The sequence below is a fragment of the Actinomadura graeca genome (assembly GCF_019175365.1).
GTDB lineage: Bacteria > Actinomycetota > Actinomycetes > Streptosporangiales > Streptosporangiaceae > Spirillospora > Spirillospora graeca.
Window position 1 is genome coordinate 5,430,036 of record NZ_CP059572.1, and the last position, 16,018, is coordinate 5,446,053.

16 protein-coding genes are annotated in these 16,018 nt (G+C 68.5%); 1 reads left to right on the forward strand and 15 read right to left on the reverse strand.

Annotated elements, in window-relative coordinates:
* From AGRA3207_RS24130 to AGRA3207_RS24200, 15 genes are all read right to left on the reverse strand, one after another.
* Positions 1-1,395, reverse strand: a complete 1,395-nt coding sequence (locus AGRA3207_RS24130) for a replication initiator (protein WP_338028216.1) — start codon at positions 1,393-1,395, stop codon at positions 1-3.
* A gap of 101 nt (positions 1,396-1,496) precedes the next feature.
* A complete protein-coding gene (locus AGRA3207_RS24135) occupies positions 1,497-1,652 on the reverse strand; it encodes a hypothetical protein (protein ID WP_231329308.1) in 156 nt (51 codons plus the stop codon).
* A 176-nt stretch (positions 1,653-1,828) separates the two neighbouring features.
* Complete coding sequence (locus AGRA3207_RS24140; protein WP_231329309.1) at positions 1,829-2,257, reverse strand: hypothetical protein; 429 nt, start codon at positions 2,255-2,257, stop codon at positions 1,829-1,831.
* A gap of 19 nt (positions 2,258-2,276) precedes the next feature.
* Positions 2,277-3,119, reverse strand: coding sequence for a DUF2637 domain-containing protein (locus tag AGRA3207_RS24145; protein WP_231329310.1), 843 nt, complete (start codon positions 3,117-3,119; stop codon positions 2,277-2,279).
* Positions 3,116-3,313: a hypothetical protein gene (locus AGRA3207_RS24150; protein WP_231329311.1), complete on the reverse strand. Its 198-nt coding sequence runs from the start codon at positions 3,311-3,313 to the stop codon at positions 3,116-3,118. The genes AGRA3207_RS24145 and AGRA3207_RS24150 overlap by 4 nt, the downstream gene beginning before the upstream one ends.
* Positions 3,314-3,517: 204 nt before the next feature.
* On the reverse strand, positions 3,518-4,858 hold the full coding sequence (locus AGRA3207_RS24155; RefSeq protein ID WP_231329312.1) for an FtsK/SpoIIIE domain-containing protein: 1,341 nt from the start codon (positions 4,856-4,858) through the stop codon (positions 3,518-3,520).
* Between the two features lie 14 nt (positions 4,859-4,872).
* The gene (locus tag AGRA3207_RS24160) at positions 4,873-5,247 is read right to left on the reverse strand and encodes an SCO3933 family regulatory protein (protein WP_231329313.1); all 375 of its coding nucleotides are present in this window, start codon (positions 5,245-5,247) and stop codon (positions 4,873-4,875) included.
* A 133-nt stretch (positions 5,248-5,380) separates the two neighbouring features.
* Complete coding sequence (locus AGRA3207_RS24165) at positions 5,381-6,205, reverse strand: protein phosphatase 2C domain-containing protein (RefSeq protein WP_231329314.1); 825 nt, start codon at positions 6,203-6,205, stop codon at positions 5,381-5,383.
* Between the two features lie 10 nt (positions 6,206-6,215).
* On the reverse strand, positions 6,216-7,061 hold the full coding sequence (locus tag AGRA3207_RS24170; protein WP_231329315.1) for a sigma-70 RNA polymerase sigma factor region 4 domain-containing protein: 846 nt from the start codon (positions 7,059-7,061) through the stop codon (positions 6,216-6,218).
* 122 nt (positions 7,062-7,183) lie between these two features.
* Entirely contained in the window at positions 7,184-7,594 is a 411-nt protein-coding gene (locus AGRA3207_RS24175) for an ATP-binding protein (protein ID WP_231329316.1), read from the reverse strand.
* Between the two features lie 74 nt (positions 7,595-7,668).
* Positions 7,669-8,472 carry a Scr1 family TA system antitoxin-like transcriptional regulator gene (locus tag AGRA3207_RS24180; protein ID WP_231329317.1) on the reverse strand — a complete coding sequence of 268 codons (804 nt, stop codon included), beginning with the start codon at positions 8,470-8,472 and terminating at the stop codon, positions 7,669-7,671.
* A 205-nt stretch (positions 8,473-8,677) separates the two neighbouring features.
* Positions 8,678-11,503: a tetratricopeptide repeat protein gene (locus tag AGRA3207_RS39900; RefSeq protein WP_273699872.1), complete on the reverse strand. Its 2,826-nt coding sequence runs from the start codon at positions 11,501-11,503 to the stop codon at positions 8,678-8,680.
* A 14-nt stretch (positions 11,504-11,517) separates the two neighbouring features.
* Positions 11,518-11,901 carry a hypothetical protein gene (locus AGRA3207_RS24190; protein ID WP_231329318.1) on the reverse strand — a complete coding sequence of 128 codons (384 nt, stop codon included), beginning with the start codon at positions 11,899-11,901 and terminating at the stop codon, positions 11,518-11,520.
* Between the two features lie 1,233 nt (positions 11,902-13,134).
* Positions 13,135-14,100 carry a carbohydrate kinase family protein gene (locus AGRA3207_RS24195; protein WP_231329319.1) on the reverse strand — a complete coding sequence of 322 codons (966 nt, stop codon included), beginning with the start codon at positions 14,098-14,100 and terminating at the stop codon, positions 13,135-13,137.
* Between the two features lie 19 nt (positions 14,101-14,119).
* On the reverse strand, positions 14,120-15,115 hold the full coding sequence (locus AGRA3207_RS24200) for a LacI family DNA-binding transcriptional regulator (protein WP_231336371.1): 996 nt from the start codon (positions 15,113-15,115) through the stop codon (positions 14,120-14,122).
* Between the two features lie 293 nt (positions 15,116-15,408).
* On the opposite strand from AGRA3207_RS24200, the gene AGRA3207_RS24205 reads away from it, so the two are divergent.
* The gene (locus AGRA3207_RS24205; protein ID WP_231329320.1) at positions 15,409-15,894 is read left to right on the forward strand and encodes a hypothetical protein; all 486 of its coding nucleotides are present in this window, start codon (positions 15,409-15,411) and stop codon (positions 15,892-15,894) included.
* Positions 15,895-16,018: the final 124 nt, after the last annotated feature.

Below are 16,018 nucleotides of genomic sequence, written 5' to 3' on the forward strand. Positions count from 1 at the left end.
TCAGGAGCCGGACGGGTCGACGCGGGCGAGTGGTTTGCCGGTGATGGCTGCTGTGAGGAGTGCTTCTCCGGGGGTCATGCCTTGGCCGAGGTAGCGCCAGTGGGAGATCGCCAGGACGGCGTCATCGTCGAAGGGCAGTCGCCCGGTCGTGATCTCGGCGTGTTCGCGCCGGTTGTGTTCGATGCGGTCGGCGCGCAGGCGTCCGAGGGTGGTGGAGTAGTGGCGGGACTTGGTGGAGAAGTGGCCGCGGAAGCCGAGCATGTGGGCCCATTCGGCCAGCCGCATACTGGCGAAGTCGTCCACCTCGGCCAGGCGGAGGCATTCGGCGATCAGCCGCCGGGCGTGGCCGCTGACCGGTAGGTCGGCCAAGTCATCAGTGGCGCGGATGCGCCGATCCAGGGTGCCGACGCATTCGGCCGCTTTGGTCGCGTACTTGGCGATGTAGCCCGCGACGGCGGTGTCGGTCAGCTCCCCGGTCGCGGTGATAGGTCGGACATCGATCTGGACGCCCCAGGTATGGGTCTTCGCCGGGACCCCGCCAGCCGCCGGGGTGTTGACGGTTACCGCGCCCGCCGCATGGTCCACGGCCGCTTTGAGTAGGTCGAGGGTGGCCCAGCCGGGCGGGGGCGCGTCGGGGCCGGCCGGTCCGTCGAGTCGGATGACGGCGTGGAAGTGCACCAAGCCGCGCCGTTGGTACTCGGCCACCTTCGCGAAGGAGACCGTGAGGACCTCGCGCATCTCGGTGGCTCGTAGACCGGCTGACCGGGCGATGTAGCGGCGAAAGGCGAGGGTGAAGCGGCGCCACAGTTCGGGTGCGTGAGCGTTCCACAGCACCGCGCCCGGGTAGTCGAAACAGTCGGGGCAGAGCGGCTGGCCGAGGCGGGGATCGTCCGTCGAGTGGCGGAGGGTGCAGGAGACGGGCCGTCCATGTGGGCAGGTGCCGCCGTTGCGGCGAGGGTGGCAGGAGGTGACGGCGCCGCCGGTCCCGGTGCGGCGGGAGTGCACCGGTCCGAACGAGGGCGCGGTGAGCGTCACGAACGCGGCGGGATGCGCCGACACCGACGCCGGGACTCCTTTGCCGCCGACCAGGCCCGCGCGGACGAGTTGGTAGGTGTCGGCACGGTAGGTCTCGGCGCAGGACGGGCAGCGCGACGCACGGCGGCTCTTGCACGCCACCCGCAGCGCCCCGCCGGGTTCACCGGCGGTGGAGTAGGAGTGCAGCAAGGCGTCCGTCAGCGGGTCGCGGTACTCCACCCGCCCGCGGATGTGAACCGGTTGAGCACAGCCGCCGGTCGCGCGAGCGCGAGCAGCCCAGCGGTTGAAGTCCGGCCGGTTGAAGCGCTCGGCCATGTCACGGGCAGCGAGGTCACTGACGATCGGAGCAGAGTGCGGCACGATGGACGGGTCTCCCTTATCCGGTCATGTGGCTGGTGGGGACGAGGCCCCCGGCGCGGTGTGCTTGCTTGGCGGCTTTGCGGGCCGCGCCGGGGGCGTACTCAGAACGCGGCGACGAAGCGCGAAAGGGCGTCAGCCAGCAGGGCCAGGCCCCCGACGAGGGCGCGGACGGCTTGTGCGGCGTTCTCGGGCTGGCGGATCACGAACAGGCCGAGGACGATCCAGAAGGCGACGAAGGCACAGCGGCGGAAGAACATCCGGCTAGCTCCTCAGGTGGTGTGGCCGTGACCGTGGCAGTCGGGGCAGGTGGAACCATCGGAGGCGACGCCGCCCCCGCCGCACGTCCCGCACATCCAGCCCGCTCCGAGGCCGAGACCCAGCCGGACCAGTGGGATGAACCCATGCGATGGTGTTCGGTGCCGGTCGGTGGACATCACGCCACCAGCCCGGAGTCCTCGCCGCCGTGTTCGCCGGTGTACTGGTCGGTGTCGAGAACGATGTTGTGGAAGTAGCTGTCACGGGCGAGGCTTTCGCGTCGCCGCTGGTCGGGGACGTGGACGATTCCGTAGGTGATGCGACCGAAGGTCTTTTCCGCCAGGTAGTGACCGCCGCGCGGCCGGTCGTCGGTGATCTCGGCGCCCAAGAGCGCGGCGACCCGATCGACCATGGCGACCGCCGCCGCGTCGTCCCCTCTACGGGTGAAGAGTGTGTAGTCCCCGCCGAACTCCCTGACCGGCACGGCCGGGTTGGCTTCCAGGAAGTCAGCCAGCGCGCGCAGGCCGGCAATCGTGTGGTGGCGGGCGAACAGGTCACCGGGAACGATCGACGACGTGTCGGCGGCCGGGTCGGTGTGAGCGGTCATGACAGGTTCCTCCAGAAGGTCAGGCGACGGGCGCGGTTGTTTGGGTGCGGAGCTGACGAAGCAGGTCGGAGGCGAGCTGGTCGGAGACCCCGAGCCGGGCGCGCAGCGCGTCACGGGTGATCGGCCGTCCGTGCTTGGCTTCGTGATCGGCGGCGACTCGCCGCGCGAAGTCGACCAGCGGGCCTGCCGCGCCCGACGACGAGGCTGGCGAGGACGAGGAGGACGGCGTCACGGCGGACGGGTCGACGGGGACGGGGATGGAGGTCTGACCGTCCCGGGAGTCCTCGCCCGCATCGCTGCTCTGACCGGACACAGACGAAGCGGTGGGGGACTCCGAGCGATCGGTGTCCCAGACGACCCACGGAGACGAGGACGCGGACGGGACGACCGGCGAGCCGGGCGAGGACGGGGACGGATGGCCGAAGGAGTCCGGGACGGCCAAGACAGCCGAGGCGGAGGAGTCCGCAAGCCCGGCGGGCTTGCCGCCCTTCCTGCGCTCTAGCATGGAGACCGCGACCAGGAAGGCGCCCGCCGGTGTTCCTGCGGTGATCCAGCCCCACACCGACCGGTCGGCCTGCGCCAGGTTCGCGGCCAGGGAGAGCAGGATTCCGCCGACCAGGACCAGCGTCGGCCATGACAGCCGACTCGTGTCCCGCCTGGTGAGCTTGTCGCGCTGGCGTTCTCCGGCGGCCATGACACAGGTCAGGTCGACGCACACGGCAATGGCCCAGGCCATCCAGCCGTGTTGGCCGTGGTCGGTGGCGGTGTCGCGGATGTGGGTGAACGACCCGGCCGCCGCGATGCCCGCCAGGACGACGACCGGAGCGGAGTCGGCCACCGCCCCCAGGACGCGGCGAGTCATGCCGCCCGCCGATCGGTGACCAGAGCGAGCAGCGCGGCCAGCTCCGGGTCACAGCGGTGGGTGTCGGCCCACCCGTCGGCCTCGCCCGAGCGGGACGAGGTGAACGACTCGGCGCAGCACTGGCAGCGGGCGATGTGCAGGGAGCGGAATTCGTCCCACTCGACCCCGACCGGCCACACCTCCCAGGACGACACCGAGGACGAGCGAGGCGAGCCCGAGGACGGGGACGAACGCGGGGACGAAACGACGATGAATCGGGGGCGAGGACGGGGACGAGGGACGTTCGCGTGAGCAGTCACCGGGCAGCCTCCAGAGGCGGTTTCGGGCATGGGTCGGGTAGGGACGTGGCGTGATCAGGGCTCACACCGAGCCGCAGAGGTGGAGAGGAACGAAGCCGGTCAGGCGGCCGGACGGACGGCCGGGACCGAGCCGACGAGACCCGCCCAGTCCGGGTTCAGGTGCGCGTACTCACGAGCCGCCTGTTCGGCCTCAGGCTCGGGGACGTAGACCGAGCGGGCGCGGTGCCACGCGCCGTCTTGCCCGGCGACGATGCACACCCCGGGTGTCTCGGCCGGGATGGCGCGGGCGGCGTCCAGCGCGGCCGGGTCCAGGTCGCCCAGCGTCATGTTCGCCGTCTCCGGATCGTTCACCCGGTGGCACACCCGCCCCGACAACTGCGCCCGCAGCGCCGTGACACCAGGCCCCAGATCGGACCCGATGCGCTGACCGCACACGACCAGGTGGACCGCGAACGCCCGGCCCAGCTGCGCCACCCGCAACAGCGCGGTAGCGGTCTTGGACACCTCGTCCTTCTCTGACTTGTCGGCCATCAGGAACAGCTCGGCGACCTCGTCCACCAAGACCACGACCGGCACCGGCCGCAGCCCCTCCGGCAGCGTCCAGATGTTGCGGGCACCGTGCGCGCGGCACACCGCCATCCGGTTCTCCACCTCACCCACCAGATCGGAGAGCAGGTCGACGGACTCTGTGCGGGTGGTGGCCAGCGCCGACAACCGGGGCGCATACGGGGTGAACTCCACCCCGCCCTTGAGGTCGAACCCGACCAGCGCGACCGGTTGCGGCGCCAGACCCCGGATGATCGCGTTCGCGAGGTTGGACTTGCCCGACTGCGTCGCCCCCGCGTTCAGCCAGTGCGGCACGGTCCGGAAGTCCATCACCCAGTCGTGCCCGTTCTCCAGCTTCCCCGGCCGCACCCGCAGCAGCTCCACCGGCGCCGGTGACAGCCTCACCTCGGTGAGCGGGTCCCGCATGGTCGCCCACAACGTCACAAACCCCGGCCGCACATCGACCACCCGCACCGAGTGCACGCACCAGGCGTGCGCGATCCCCTCGGCCGCCTTCTCGTAGTCGGCCGGGACCTGGCCGTCGTGCAGGCGCAGCCGCATCCGCCAGCCAAGCCGGGTCGGGCGGAGCAGACCCAGCCGGGGAGCGCGTTCGACGTCGACCCGCCGTACCCGCCGCTTCTGCTCGACAACGGTCGCGGCGTTGCGAGCCGCGGGCCCCAGCACCGGGACGGTGTCCAGGGTGAGGCGGTACCGGCGCCGGTTGCGGGTCAGCCTGCAGCCCGACGCGACGTGATGCCACGTCAGGTACACCAGCACTGCCCGGGCCGGGAAGGTGGCGCCGTACCAGAACGACACCGGGTGGAACCGGCGCCAGGCCCAGAGCCCGGCCGCCGCAGCGGCCAGGACGCCGAGCACCACAACGAAGTCGGTCATGACCGGGCCGCCGATCAGGCCACGCCCGCCGCAGCGGACGACGAGCCCGGAGCATCCGGCACCGCGACCGGACCCGCCACGTCGACCCGCGCCGCGCGGTAGGCGATGCCCCACCGCTTCTGACCGCTGACGACCTGCTCCCACGGAAACGCCACCAGACCGACCGGCGCCACGATCTGACCGATCGCCACCTCCTGGTCACTCGGCACCGACACGTTCAGCAGCTCCACCCGCCCCAACGCGTCGGCCGCCGACAGCCCCACCGTGAACACGGTGTTGCCGTCCCGATCGGTCTTGACCTCTCCGGTCTCCTGACTGACGAGCTTGGGACGGGGCGCCGAGACACATACGAACGTCAGCGCCGACACGTCCACCGGGATGTTGCGCACGAAAAACCTCCACTGTCGATCCCCCTAGACAGTTGGATCGTTCGCATCCTGCGAGCGACTGTCTAGAGGGGTACACAACCAAGGTAGGCGATCGGCCATCGACTGTCTAGGGGGGTATGCAGAACTTCTGGACTCAGTCCGAAGTCGTCCACCAGACCGCGCTTGCATCATCGGACGCCTTGCCACGTGGCCAGCGGGCTCCGACAGGATCGGATGCCTCCGCCTCACGTGTACGGGCGATGAGTTCGGCCGGTCCGCCCTTGCGGAGCACGGCGAGCAACTCCGGCCAGCCCAGCAGGCCGAAGCGGTCGGCCAACCGGCTGGCGCCATCGCTGAGCAGCGCAACGCCGTTCAGTTCAACCAGGGGAGTCGATCCCACGAGCGCTTCCCTGGCCGCTTCGGGTTTTGTGCTGGCCACCCAGAACCCGCCGGGCTGGTTGCGGTAGGCCGCGAGCCGCTCGACCCGATCCCGCAGTCGTCGGGTGTGCTCGTCACTGCCCACCGCGGGCAATCGGCCGGGCTCGTCCAGCCGTGTGATCACCTCGGCAAGGCGGTCATCCGTGACGACCGCTGGCGCCTGGTCGACCCGATCGAGGACGAGCACGGCGTCCGAGAGCACCAGATGTTCGAGCCGTTCGCCGTTCACCCGCGCCAGCGCGACAGTCGCCGACGGCGATCCCGGATGCCTCAGATCGCATGTCCAGGCATGCATGGCATTGACCCGCTCGATACCGACTGCGAGCGCCTCGCCCAAGCCCAAGCCGACATCAGCCGCAGCCGCCAGGAGCAGCCCACCCAGTTGGCGCGCGTACCAGGCGACAGAATGGACACACCCCGTCCCCACGTCCGCCGGAGCGCCCGCCCCGTCGATGACCAGACAGAGCCCAGGGGCCGCCGCAGCGAAGTCCTCGTTCGCCCGACCCGGCCGCCCGGGTTCGCTGGCGATCTGTACGCGCATGGGTCCCTCGTCAGGTTGCCGCCTCGTCATGCCGGTAGATCGGTGTCAGCAGCTCTGTCCGCACCGGCTCGTGGGTGTCCGCGCTGTACTCGGTACCGACCACGACCGAGAACCGGTCGTTGCCGACTTGCCCCCACAGACTTCCGATATCCGTGGTCAGCAGGTGCACCACACCCAACGAACCTTCAGGGTGGATACCCGCGATGGCGAGGAAACTGCCGTTGCCGTCCGGCCGGGGGAGCCGACCGAGGTAACCGACGTCGTACAGCCGGGGAGGGGCGTCCTCCTGGCCCGACCTGTGCTCGGCGCCGGTGCGGGTGTCGCGCAACAGCCATCCGGCCTCGTCCCGTTCCCACTCCAGGACGGGATCCTTGCCGTACGCCTCATGCATCGCAGGCGACATCCGGGGGCCGCAGATCACCAGCAGGCCCGCCCGGTTGAGATCGATGCCCCCGTCCAGGCCTACATGATCAGTGTTGACGGTCAGGTCGAACGTCCGTGCCAGGTCTCCCAGCCGTTGCCCCGTCTTCAAGTCGTCCAGAGCCACGTACGTCCGGTCACTGGCAGGGTCGGGACGCAGGGGGGTGACCACCGTCACCTCACCCGCCCCGAGGAACGCACCCTCCGGTGCCGGCCCGGTGTGCCGGATTTGATGGATACGCCCGCGGCTCAGCCCCGCCGCATGCGCGATCTGCGCGTACGACAAGCCTTGCGCGTGCAGCTCCTGAATCAGCCGCCGCCGCAACCGCGCCAGCTCCGTCACTTCCTGCTGAGCCTCCGCCAGACGCTCAGTGGCGACGCGCAGCAGCTCATGCGGGTCGTCGATCTGCGCGATGCGCTCCAACTCGCCTGGCATGACACCCCCTCCGACCTGTGCCAGCGAGTCTAGGACCCTAGACACTGTGCCGGAAAGCTCATCACCGGTCGAGGAACTGACAGCGCGCAGCCGCCGTCGCCTACGCGGTATCGGTGGCCCGCTCACACCGGCATACCGACGACGTCCGCCCAGACCCGCCGTCCGACCCGGATCGGCTCGCTACCCCACGCCTTGGAGACCGCTTCCACGATGAACAGCCCGCGCCCGGATATGACGTCCGAACCGCTCGCTTGATCGCTGACGGCCGGACGAGTCTGCGCCCCCATGTCGAGCACGCCCACTCGCACATGCCCGCATTGCACCTCTAGTTCGAGAACGAACTCACCGCCGTCCTCACCACTCGCCGTGTGCTCTACAGCGTTCGTGCACAACTCACTGACGACCAGCTCAACCGTTCGCACCAGATCATCGGGAGCACGATCGACCACAAGCGCCCGAGCGAAAGCCCTGGCGTCGCCGATCGATTGAGGTTGGCCCGCGAACAGACGAGACCAGCGCGTCACGTCGATCACCACCCGCGTCTAGGGGGCTATACGCCCTGAGAGACACGCAGCGTACGGCAAGTCTAGGGGTCTATTCAATACGTTCAGTGAATAGAACTGAGAGCGTTCCGCAGATCACGCCCGGCCCGCTCGATCAGAACCCGGGCTTCATCACCGAACACGGCCGCCTGCTCGAACTCCTCGAAGATCGCCAGGTAGTCCCGCACCTCACCGGCGTCGGTCAAGGTCAACTCACGCGTGAACGTCTCCACATGGACAGCCGCCTGGTCGCATACGACGAACCCATGCAGCGGTACCCGAGCACCGGCAAGCCCAGGCAGGATCCCCACCCGCACGTCCTCACGCGCCGACACCTCAAGCAAACGCGCGAACTGACCGGCAACGGAATCCCCCGACCCCGGCCAAGTCCGCAACGCACCCTCCGTCAGGACGACGATCACGCGCCGCCCCTCATCGTCCAGCACCGAGGACCACGCCGCAGCCTCGTCCTCCGATCCCAACCCCGCCGCCACGGCGAACTCACCCGTCCACAACAGCCGAGGCATCACCGACGCCGAGAACACCCGAAGCACACCCGCCCCCCTCGCCAGCTCCACACCGGCTCCGGGACGAAACGACACCCCAGCATCAACCCGACGAGCAGCCGTCCCCGCGTACGCTTCACGCACCACCGAGACCAACCGCTCAACCTCGGCAGGGTCCAACTCCAACGCCCCGAACAGCCGCGCCACGACTTCCGGATCCGACACCCGCCGCCCTGTCTCCACCCGAGACACCGTCGGCTGAGGCACCCCAGCCCGCGCAGCCAGCCCCACCCCGGACAGCCCCGCCGCCCTCCGCAGGCGCCGCAACTCCCCACCGATCTCCCGCAACCGCTCCTCACCCATAACCGAGCGTTCTACCACCCGCGAAGACCACCCACAGCCACACGCTCCAACACCAGCACGCCGTAGGACCCCAGCGCCGGATGAGCAATTTCTTCACGTCTTTAAAGGCGCCCGCTACGCGGCCGCCGGCCGGTCGTCTGGGGCGGGCATGCGGCCTCTCCGGGCCGGTCCCGCCCCAGACGACCGGCCTCGTTCCAGATTGAGATCACTCAAACCACTCAGGGAGTCCCTCACCCGTAAGCTGGCGCCAGACCGCAGTCACCGCGCTGGCGTCCTGCGCATGCGCTCGCTGGAGATATGCGACACAGGCACCTACGAGTTCCGTTAGATCACGCTCTAAAGAAACCGCAAGTCCCTCAACAAGGAACCGCGTTCCTTCCTCGACTCGATCGAGATCAACCAATACCCCACCCAGCACAACGAGGCTTCTGGCCAGATCGGGCAGGAAGGCATCAGGCCGCGCCTCGGCCAGCGCCCGGTACACCCCCACCGCCTCGATGATCGCCTCCAGCGCCTCCTCCCGCCGCCCCAGATCCGACAGGCGGTTGGACTGATTGTTCAGCGACCCGGCCAGGCCGGGCAGGAAGGCATCAGGCCGCGCCTCGGCCAGCGCCCGGTACACCCCCACCGCCTCGATGATCGCCTCCAGCGCCTCCTCCCGCCGCCCCAGACCCGACAGGCACCCGGACTGGGTGTTCAGCGACATGGCCAGGTCGGGAAGGAAGGCATCAGGCCGCGCCTCGGCCAGCGCCCGGTACACCTCCACCGCCTCGGTGATGGTTTCCAGCGCCTCCTCCCGCCGCCCCAGATCCGACAGGCACCCGGACTGGTTGTTCAGCGCCGTGGCCAGGTCGGGCAGGAAGGCATCAGGCCGCGCCTCGGCCAGCGTCCGGCGAATCTCCACCGCCTCGGTGATGGCCTCCAGCGCCTCCTCCCGCCGCCCCAGATCCGACAGGTGGTTGGACTGGTTGTTCAGCGCCGTGGCCAGGTTGGGCAGGAAGGCATCGGGCCGGGCCTCGGCCAGCGTCCGGCGAATCTCCACCGCCTCGGTGATGGCCTCCAGCGCCTCCTCCCGCCGCCCCAGATCCGACAGGCGGTTGGACTGGTTGTTCAGCGACATGGCCAGGTTGGGCAGGAAGGCATCGGGCCGGGCCTCGGCCAGCGTCCGGCGAATCTCCACCGCCTCGATGATCGCCTCCAGCCCCTCCTCCCGCCGCCCCAGATCCGACAGGTGGTTGGACTGGTTGTTCAGCGTCGCGGCCAGGTCGGGAAGGAAGGCATCAGGCCGCGCCTCGGCCAGCGCCCGGTACACCCCCACCGCCTCGATGATCGCCTCCAGCGCCTCCTCCCGCCGCCCCAGACCCGACAGGTGGTTGGACTGGTTGTTCAGCGCCGCGGCCAGGTCGGGCAGGAAGGCATCGGGCCGCGCCTCGGCCAGCGTCCGGCGAATCTCCACCGCCTCGGTGACGGCCTCCAGCGCCTCCTCCCGCCGCCCCAGATCCGACAGGCGGTTGGACTGGTTGTTCAGCGACATGGCCAGGTCGGGCAGGAAGGCATCGGGCCGCGCCTCGGCCAGCGTCCGGTACACCTCCACCGCCTCGGTGATGGCCTCCAGCGCCTCCTCCCGCCGCCCCAGATCCGACAGGCACCCGGACTGGTTGTTCAGCGACGTGGCCAGGTCGGGCAGGAAGGCATCGGGCCGGGCCTCGGCCAGCGTCCGGTAGACCTCCACCGCCTCGGTGACCGCCTCCAGCGCCTCCTCCCGCCGCCCCACCTGCCCCAGAACAACCGCGAGCTGCCCGCTCCAACGAGCGATATCCGCAGGATCGGCATCAGCAGGCAAGAGCTCCCGCACCCGGCGAGTGGCCACCGCATCAGCAGCAGCCAGCGCCACCGTGGGAAAAGGAATCCGCCGGGCGATGTGTTCAAGATCCTCCACCCCGGCCGGGACATCCTCCAGCACACCGGCCAGCAGATCACCCAGCCGGGTACCGGTCTGAACAGCCACCACGATCGCCGCATCCGCCAACCCCATCAGGTCACACCGCAACACCTGCTCCAGCAGCACAGCAGCACGATCATGATGAGCACAGGCACGCGTCAGCACCGTCAACGCCCGAACCGCCCCCGGCAACTCCACACCCGTGAAACACGCCCGCCGCAACAACTCATGCTCACCAAGCTGGTTAGCGGCATGCCGCTCAGCCACCAGGTCCGGCCGCAGCACCTCCACCCACCCGCCAGCCCCCGGATACAGCTGCCGCAGCCACCGCGCCAGCGCCCCCACCCGCTCCTCATCCGCCCCCGCGACATCCGGAACCCGCCGGATCACCTCCCGGACCGCAGCCTCCCCGCCCTCCTCAGCACCCAGCAGCACCACCGCCGCCACCACCTGCTCCAGTACCGCCAGCCCAACCCCCAGCCCTACCCGCCGGGCCGTCTTCTCCCACAACCGCCGCTCATGCCCCAGCAACCGGTCCAGCACCCCCAGATCCGCCGCCGCCCGCCCCCCGCTACCGCCCCGCTCGGCATCCAGCACCGCCACCAACGCCGCCGCATGCAACACCAGCACCGGCAACCGCACCCCCCCATCCACCTCAAACCCCACCCGCGGCACCGGCCGCCCCAGCGCCGCCGCATAAAACGGCAACGCCCCCTCGATCACCTCAACATCACCCCGCCGATCATCCAGTGCCGCCGCCAGCTCCAGCACCCGCGCCCGCGCCACCAACGCCCGCACCACATCCGGCTCAGCACCCAGCTTCGCCCACCACTCCCCGGCCTGCCGGGCCAGCAGCAGCACCCGTAACCCCCCAGCGTCCCCGGCCGCCTCACGCGCCGCCACCCCGGCCAGCATCGCCGCCAGCCCCGAACGGGTCTCGGCATAATCGACCAGCAGCAACACCCGCCGCCTCACCCGGCCGGCCGCCTCCACCGCCGCAACCTCACCCCCCACCCCCACCAGCTCCCACTCCCACCCCTCAAGCGCCAGACCCTTCGCCAACTCCCGCCCCAGCCGCGTCTTGCCCACCCCACCCCGACCCGTCACCAGCCACACCGGACACGCCCCCTCATCAGCACACCACTCCCGCAACAACTCCAGTTCCTCTCCTCCCGGCCGACGAAATCCACCACCGCACGCTCAGGCCGCAGCAACCCCGCCACACTCTGATCAGCCGCCGCCCTCTCACCCGTCGCCGCCAAAGCAGCCCGCCGCGCCCCCGGCTCCGCCACCTCCGCCCGCCGAACCTCGACGGACCTACGGCGGACAGCGATCAAGTCAGTGACGTACGTGCCCGCCGCCCCGGCAGCGACCGCCGCCAGCACACCCAGCAGCGCCTGCACCACCACCGGCCACGACTTGGGCAACAGCGGCACCACCCCCGCCACCACCCCACACACCACCAGCAGCAGCCAAAGCCAGAACACCCGCCCACGACCCCCACGACTCATGACCCCAGCATCACCGGCAACCAAGAGCAGCGCACCGAAACCACACCAACACAACCGGCGATGGCCTAACACGGCCGGACCACGGCCATCGGACAATCAGACACCGCACACACGAACGCACCACCCAGGCGTGCACGATCCCGACAAAGCGACGAAGACACAGCAACGCCCATAGCCCGCAGCGAAGAAGTGACGCGGAGACGGCCAGGCAGACTCAGCGAGCCCGAACCAAAGGGCCTCGCGGCCCCCTGGACCCCCGCGAGCCGGAGCACTCATTCGCGCGAAACCGCCTGTCACACCTTGCTCGCCGTTCGCGCGAACGAGCACTCCGGACCAGTAACGGCGGGTTGTCGGAGTATCAGACACATACGGCGAAACACCGGCTTGCCGAATGCCTGCCGACATTCGTTAGCGAAGGAGAGAAACAGCAGATTAGGACGGTTTGGCGGTGGGACTGTAAATCCGTCGGCTTAGCCTACGCAGGTTCGAACCCTGCACCCGCCACACCACCCAGAACGGCCCCTGACCAGCTACAACGCTGCCAGGGGCTGTTCGAGTTGCTTCCCGGTAAGTCCGGCTCCTACCGGTGATCCCCGGGCGTTCGCAGGACGGTCACGAGACAGGCTTTGCAGCCCTTGCCTCCCTAGCCGTCGTCCTTGAGAGCGTTGTCAATGCGACCGTCGACGCCGTGCCCAGCGCGGCGGGCGACCTCAGGCGCCGGAACGCTGGCGTTGAGGGGTTGCGCGACGCCGCTGCGGCTGACGTCGTACGACCGTCCGGCCAGGGGAGAGGCCACCTTTGTGGGGGTGAGCACCGTGGCGCGGGCGAACTACAAGACCTGCCCGTATACGCCCTCGGAGAGCGGCCCACCGCGCCCACTGGAGAACAGCCGTCCGTCCGGCGCCGTTCCATGCTCAGCTAGGGAACCCCGCAGAGGCGAGCCGTACGCGTGTCCTGCTGTGGGGGCTGACGCTGGAGCGACGTGGCTGCTTCGAGATCGCCCGTGCGCTTCGGGGAAGACGACGACCACGACGCCGACGAGAGCCGCGGAGGACGAAGGTCGGTGCCGAGTCCCGTCACGGCGGGACGGCGGTCCTGCTGGGTGTGAAGAGGCTCCGTCTCTTTGATCAGTGTGCCCTAGGCATTGTGGAGCATTGAAGCGGCTGTGGGGCGGGTTCCAGTCGTGGAGTCCATCCCGTCAGGCGTTCTTTAGGTGCTTAGGAGTTGGTGGGCTTCTGGGGGGAGGTCTGAGGGGTGGGCTGCGCTTGGGCCGGTTGTGGTGCAGGCCAGGGCGCCTACGTGTGTTGCGAGGGTGGCTGCCTTTAGGGCGTCGTCGAGGGTGAGTTTGTGTAGGCGGCCGCCTAGGTGATCGTGGCGCCATAGCCAGTGCAGCAGGCCCGCGGCGAAGGAGTCACCTGCGCCGACTGTGTCTACGACGTCTACGGAGACGCCGGGGACGGTTGCGGTTTCGCCGTTCAGGGATATGGAGGCGCCGTTCTTGCCTCTGGTTGTCACTATCAGGCTTACCCCTAGCGAGTGCCAGCGCTCGAAGACTGTTTTCTCTGGGGTGTCTGGCGCTATGTGTGCGAGGTCTTCGTCGCTGAGGCGGATGATGTCCGCTAGTTGGCACCAGCGGTCTATTCGGTGTTGGTACTCGTCGATGGGGACGAGGGTCGGGCGGACGTTGGGGTCGATCGAGATCGTGACGTTCGGGCGCAGGGACGCGGCGAGGTCCTCGATGAGGGGGCCGCCTGGCCTCATGGCTAGGCCGAGGGATCCTGTGTGCAGGCAGCAGACGTCGTTGGTAGGGATCGCCGCGAGTTCCTTCTGTGTCCAGAGCCAGTCGGCGGTGCCTTCGGTGTAGAAGCCGTAGGTCGGCTGACCGTCGGGGGTCAGGGATGAGATGGCCAGAGAGACGGGGTCTTGGACTTGGACGCTTGCGCTCAGGTCGAGATTTGATTCCTGGAGTCGGCGGTAGAGCAGTGCGCCCAGGGGGCCTTGGCCGAGTCTTCCTCCGAAGCGGGTTGGGGTTCCCAGGCTGGAGAGGGTGGCCGCGGTGTTCGCCGGGCCTCCGCCGGCGATGACGGTCATGACCGTCTTGTCGCCGGACGATCTGTCATCCGAGATGACCGCGTCGGCGACGCTCTCGCCTATGACCAGTACTTTCGCCTGCATCGACGGCTCCTTATCCGGGTCAGTTCGATGTGCAGCCACAGGACTCTCGCAGCATGAATTCGGGGGGTAGGCAGATCCGGCGCGTGGGCTTGTTCTGGTCTCTTATTCGGGTCAGGAGGAGCCGTACGCACTCGTTCGCGATTCCGGGGATCGGCTGAGCCATCGTTGTGAGACGGGGGTGGAACAGGTCGGCCCACTCGAAGTCGTCGTAGCAGACGACCGCGAGGTCGCGGGGTACTTCCACGCCGAGAGAGCGTAGTGCGCGGAACGTGCCGATCGTCATGTGGTTGTTGCCCACGACCAAAGCGGTGGGACTGTTCTTCCGGGTCAGGAGGTCGCGGACGGCTCGCTCGGCGCCTTCGGCGTTCGAGTATCCGATCGCCACCAGTTCGGGGTCGGCGGGGATGCCGCTGCGTTCGAGCCCCTGGTAATAGCCTTGCAGGCGTTCTTCTGTGGTACGTACGCCTGGAACACCGGAGATCATCCCGATCGCCTTGTGGCCGTGTCCGGAGATGTGTTCGACCAGGTGGGCCGTCGCTTCTATGTTCTCGGTGCCGACCTGGTCGAAGTCGTCCGGAGAGAAGCGGTCGACGAGGACGGTCGGGACGTCCAAATCCTGGAGGTAGCTCAGCGCGCGGTTGTCCTGGTCGGTGGTGGGGGCCAGGAGGAGCCCGTCGACGCGGCGCTGGTGGAGGGCCTGGACCACTTCGAGTTCGAGGTCCGGGTCTTCGTGTGTTTCCGTGAGCAGGAGGGTGTAGCCCGCTTCACGTAGGTTGGTCTCGATCTGGGTGACGATGTTCGCGAAGTAGAAGTTCGAGATCGCGGAGATGGCGATGCCGATCGAATTGGTGCTCGCGGTCGCCAGTGATCGGGCCAGTGTGTTGTGGGAATAGCCGGTCTGCCTGATTGCCTGTAAAACGCGATCGCGAGTCGCGTCGGCGACGAATCTGGTTCCGTTGATCACGTGGGAGACGGTCGATATGGAAACGCCGGCCTTGCGGGCGACATCGGCCATCGTGGCCACCACTGGCCTCCTAGTGAAGGGTAGCGACATGTTACCACGCAAGCGGTTGCGCAAGCGGTTGCGTGAGCGCATCATGGCCGGATATCGTGCCGGAAACTTCAACGATCAAGGAGATGGAGATGGTGATCATCTAATTCTCCTGTGGGGGTGCTTCAGCGTCGCCGGGTGGTCGGTTCGGCGGCGTTGGCGTGGTGGCCGTCTCCGATCAGCGATCGACTCGATCGAACTGTTCGATCGGGCGTCTCTGGCATTTCTCGGGTCCCTGATCTCTAAGCCTTGAGAGCGTGGTCGGCGTCTTTTGGCGATACCGTCCCGTGCCCGTTCCCGGTATATACCCGATCACCGTTTCGGATGGTGATAGTGCGATGCGCAGGCCATCGATGGCGGCGGGCCTTGCCGCCTTCACGGGATGCGGTGCGACCGCCTTCGGGAGTGTCACCGTCATCCGCTCCGGTCATCATGCCAATGGGGTCGCCGGCCTCCTGTCCGCGGTGCTGGTCCTGGCGTGCCTCGCCGTCATCGCCGCCATCTCGATCGCCGAGATCGTGAACAGGCCGGAGGTGATCCAGTCCAAGGGCGTCCGGGCCACCAGCAGACGATGGTTCCATCGGGCCGCGACCCCGGCCGAGCGTGAACGGGTGATGAGGATGCAGCTGGTGCATGTCATGATCCTGCAAGGCATCAAACCGCGGGATGAGACGCTGAGGGAGCTTTTGGGTAGCGATCCTCATTTACCGGCCCAGGAGTCCGAATTGGAGTCTGAGCCGTGAGTCGGAGTTCGGGGGTTTGGTGCGAGGGTGGATTCTTTGGTGGGTGAGAAGTGTCTTTTCCGTGGACGAATTTGATCACGGCGGGGTCCACCCTCATCGCGGCGCTCGGCGGAGCGTCCCTTAC

Coding starts and splice junctions, on each gene's coding strand:
- AGRA3207_RS24135 (WP_231329308.1), bottom strand. CDS start 1,652: ATGTTCTTCCGCCGCTGTGCCTTCGTCGCCTTCTGGATCGTCCTCGGC.
- AGRA3207_RS24140 (WP_231329309.1), bottom strand. CDS start 2,257: ATGACCGCTCACACCGACCCGGCCGCCGACACGTCGTCGATCGTTCCC.
- AGRA3207_RS24145 (WP_231329310.1), bottom strand. CDS start 3,119: ATGACTCGCCGCGTCCTGGGGGCGGTGGCCGACTCCGCTCCGGTCGTC.
- AGRA3207_RS24155 (WP_231329312.1), bottom strand. CDS start 4,858: ATGACCGACTTCGTTGTGGTGCTCGGCGTCCTGGCCGCTGCGGCGGCC.
- AGRA3207_RS24165 (WP_231329314.1), bottom strand. CDS start 6,205: ATGCGCGTACAGATCGCCAGCGAACCCGGGCGGCCGGGTCGGGCGAAC.
- AGRA3207_RS24170 (WP_231329315.1), bottom strand. CDS start 7,061: ATGCCAGGCGAGTTGGAGCGCATCGCGCAGATCGACGACCCGCATGAG.
- AGRA3207_RS24180 (WP_231329317.1), bottom strand. CDS start 8,472: ATGGGTGAGGAGCGGTTGCGGGAGATCGGTGGGGAGTTGCGGCGCCTG.
- AGRA3207_RS24195 (WP_231329319.1), bottom strand. CDS start 14,100: ATGCAGGCGAAAGTACTGGTCATAGGCGAGAGCGTCGCCGACGCGGTC.
- AGRA3207_RS24200 (WP_231336371.1), bottom strand. CDS start 15,115: ATGGCCGATGTCGCCCGCAAGGCCGGCGTTTCCATATCGACCGTCTCC.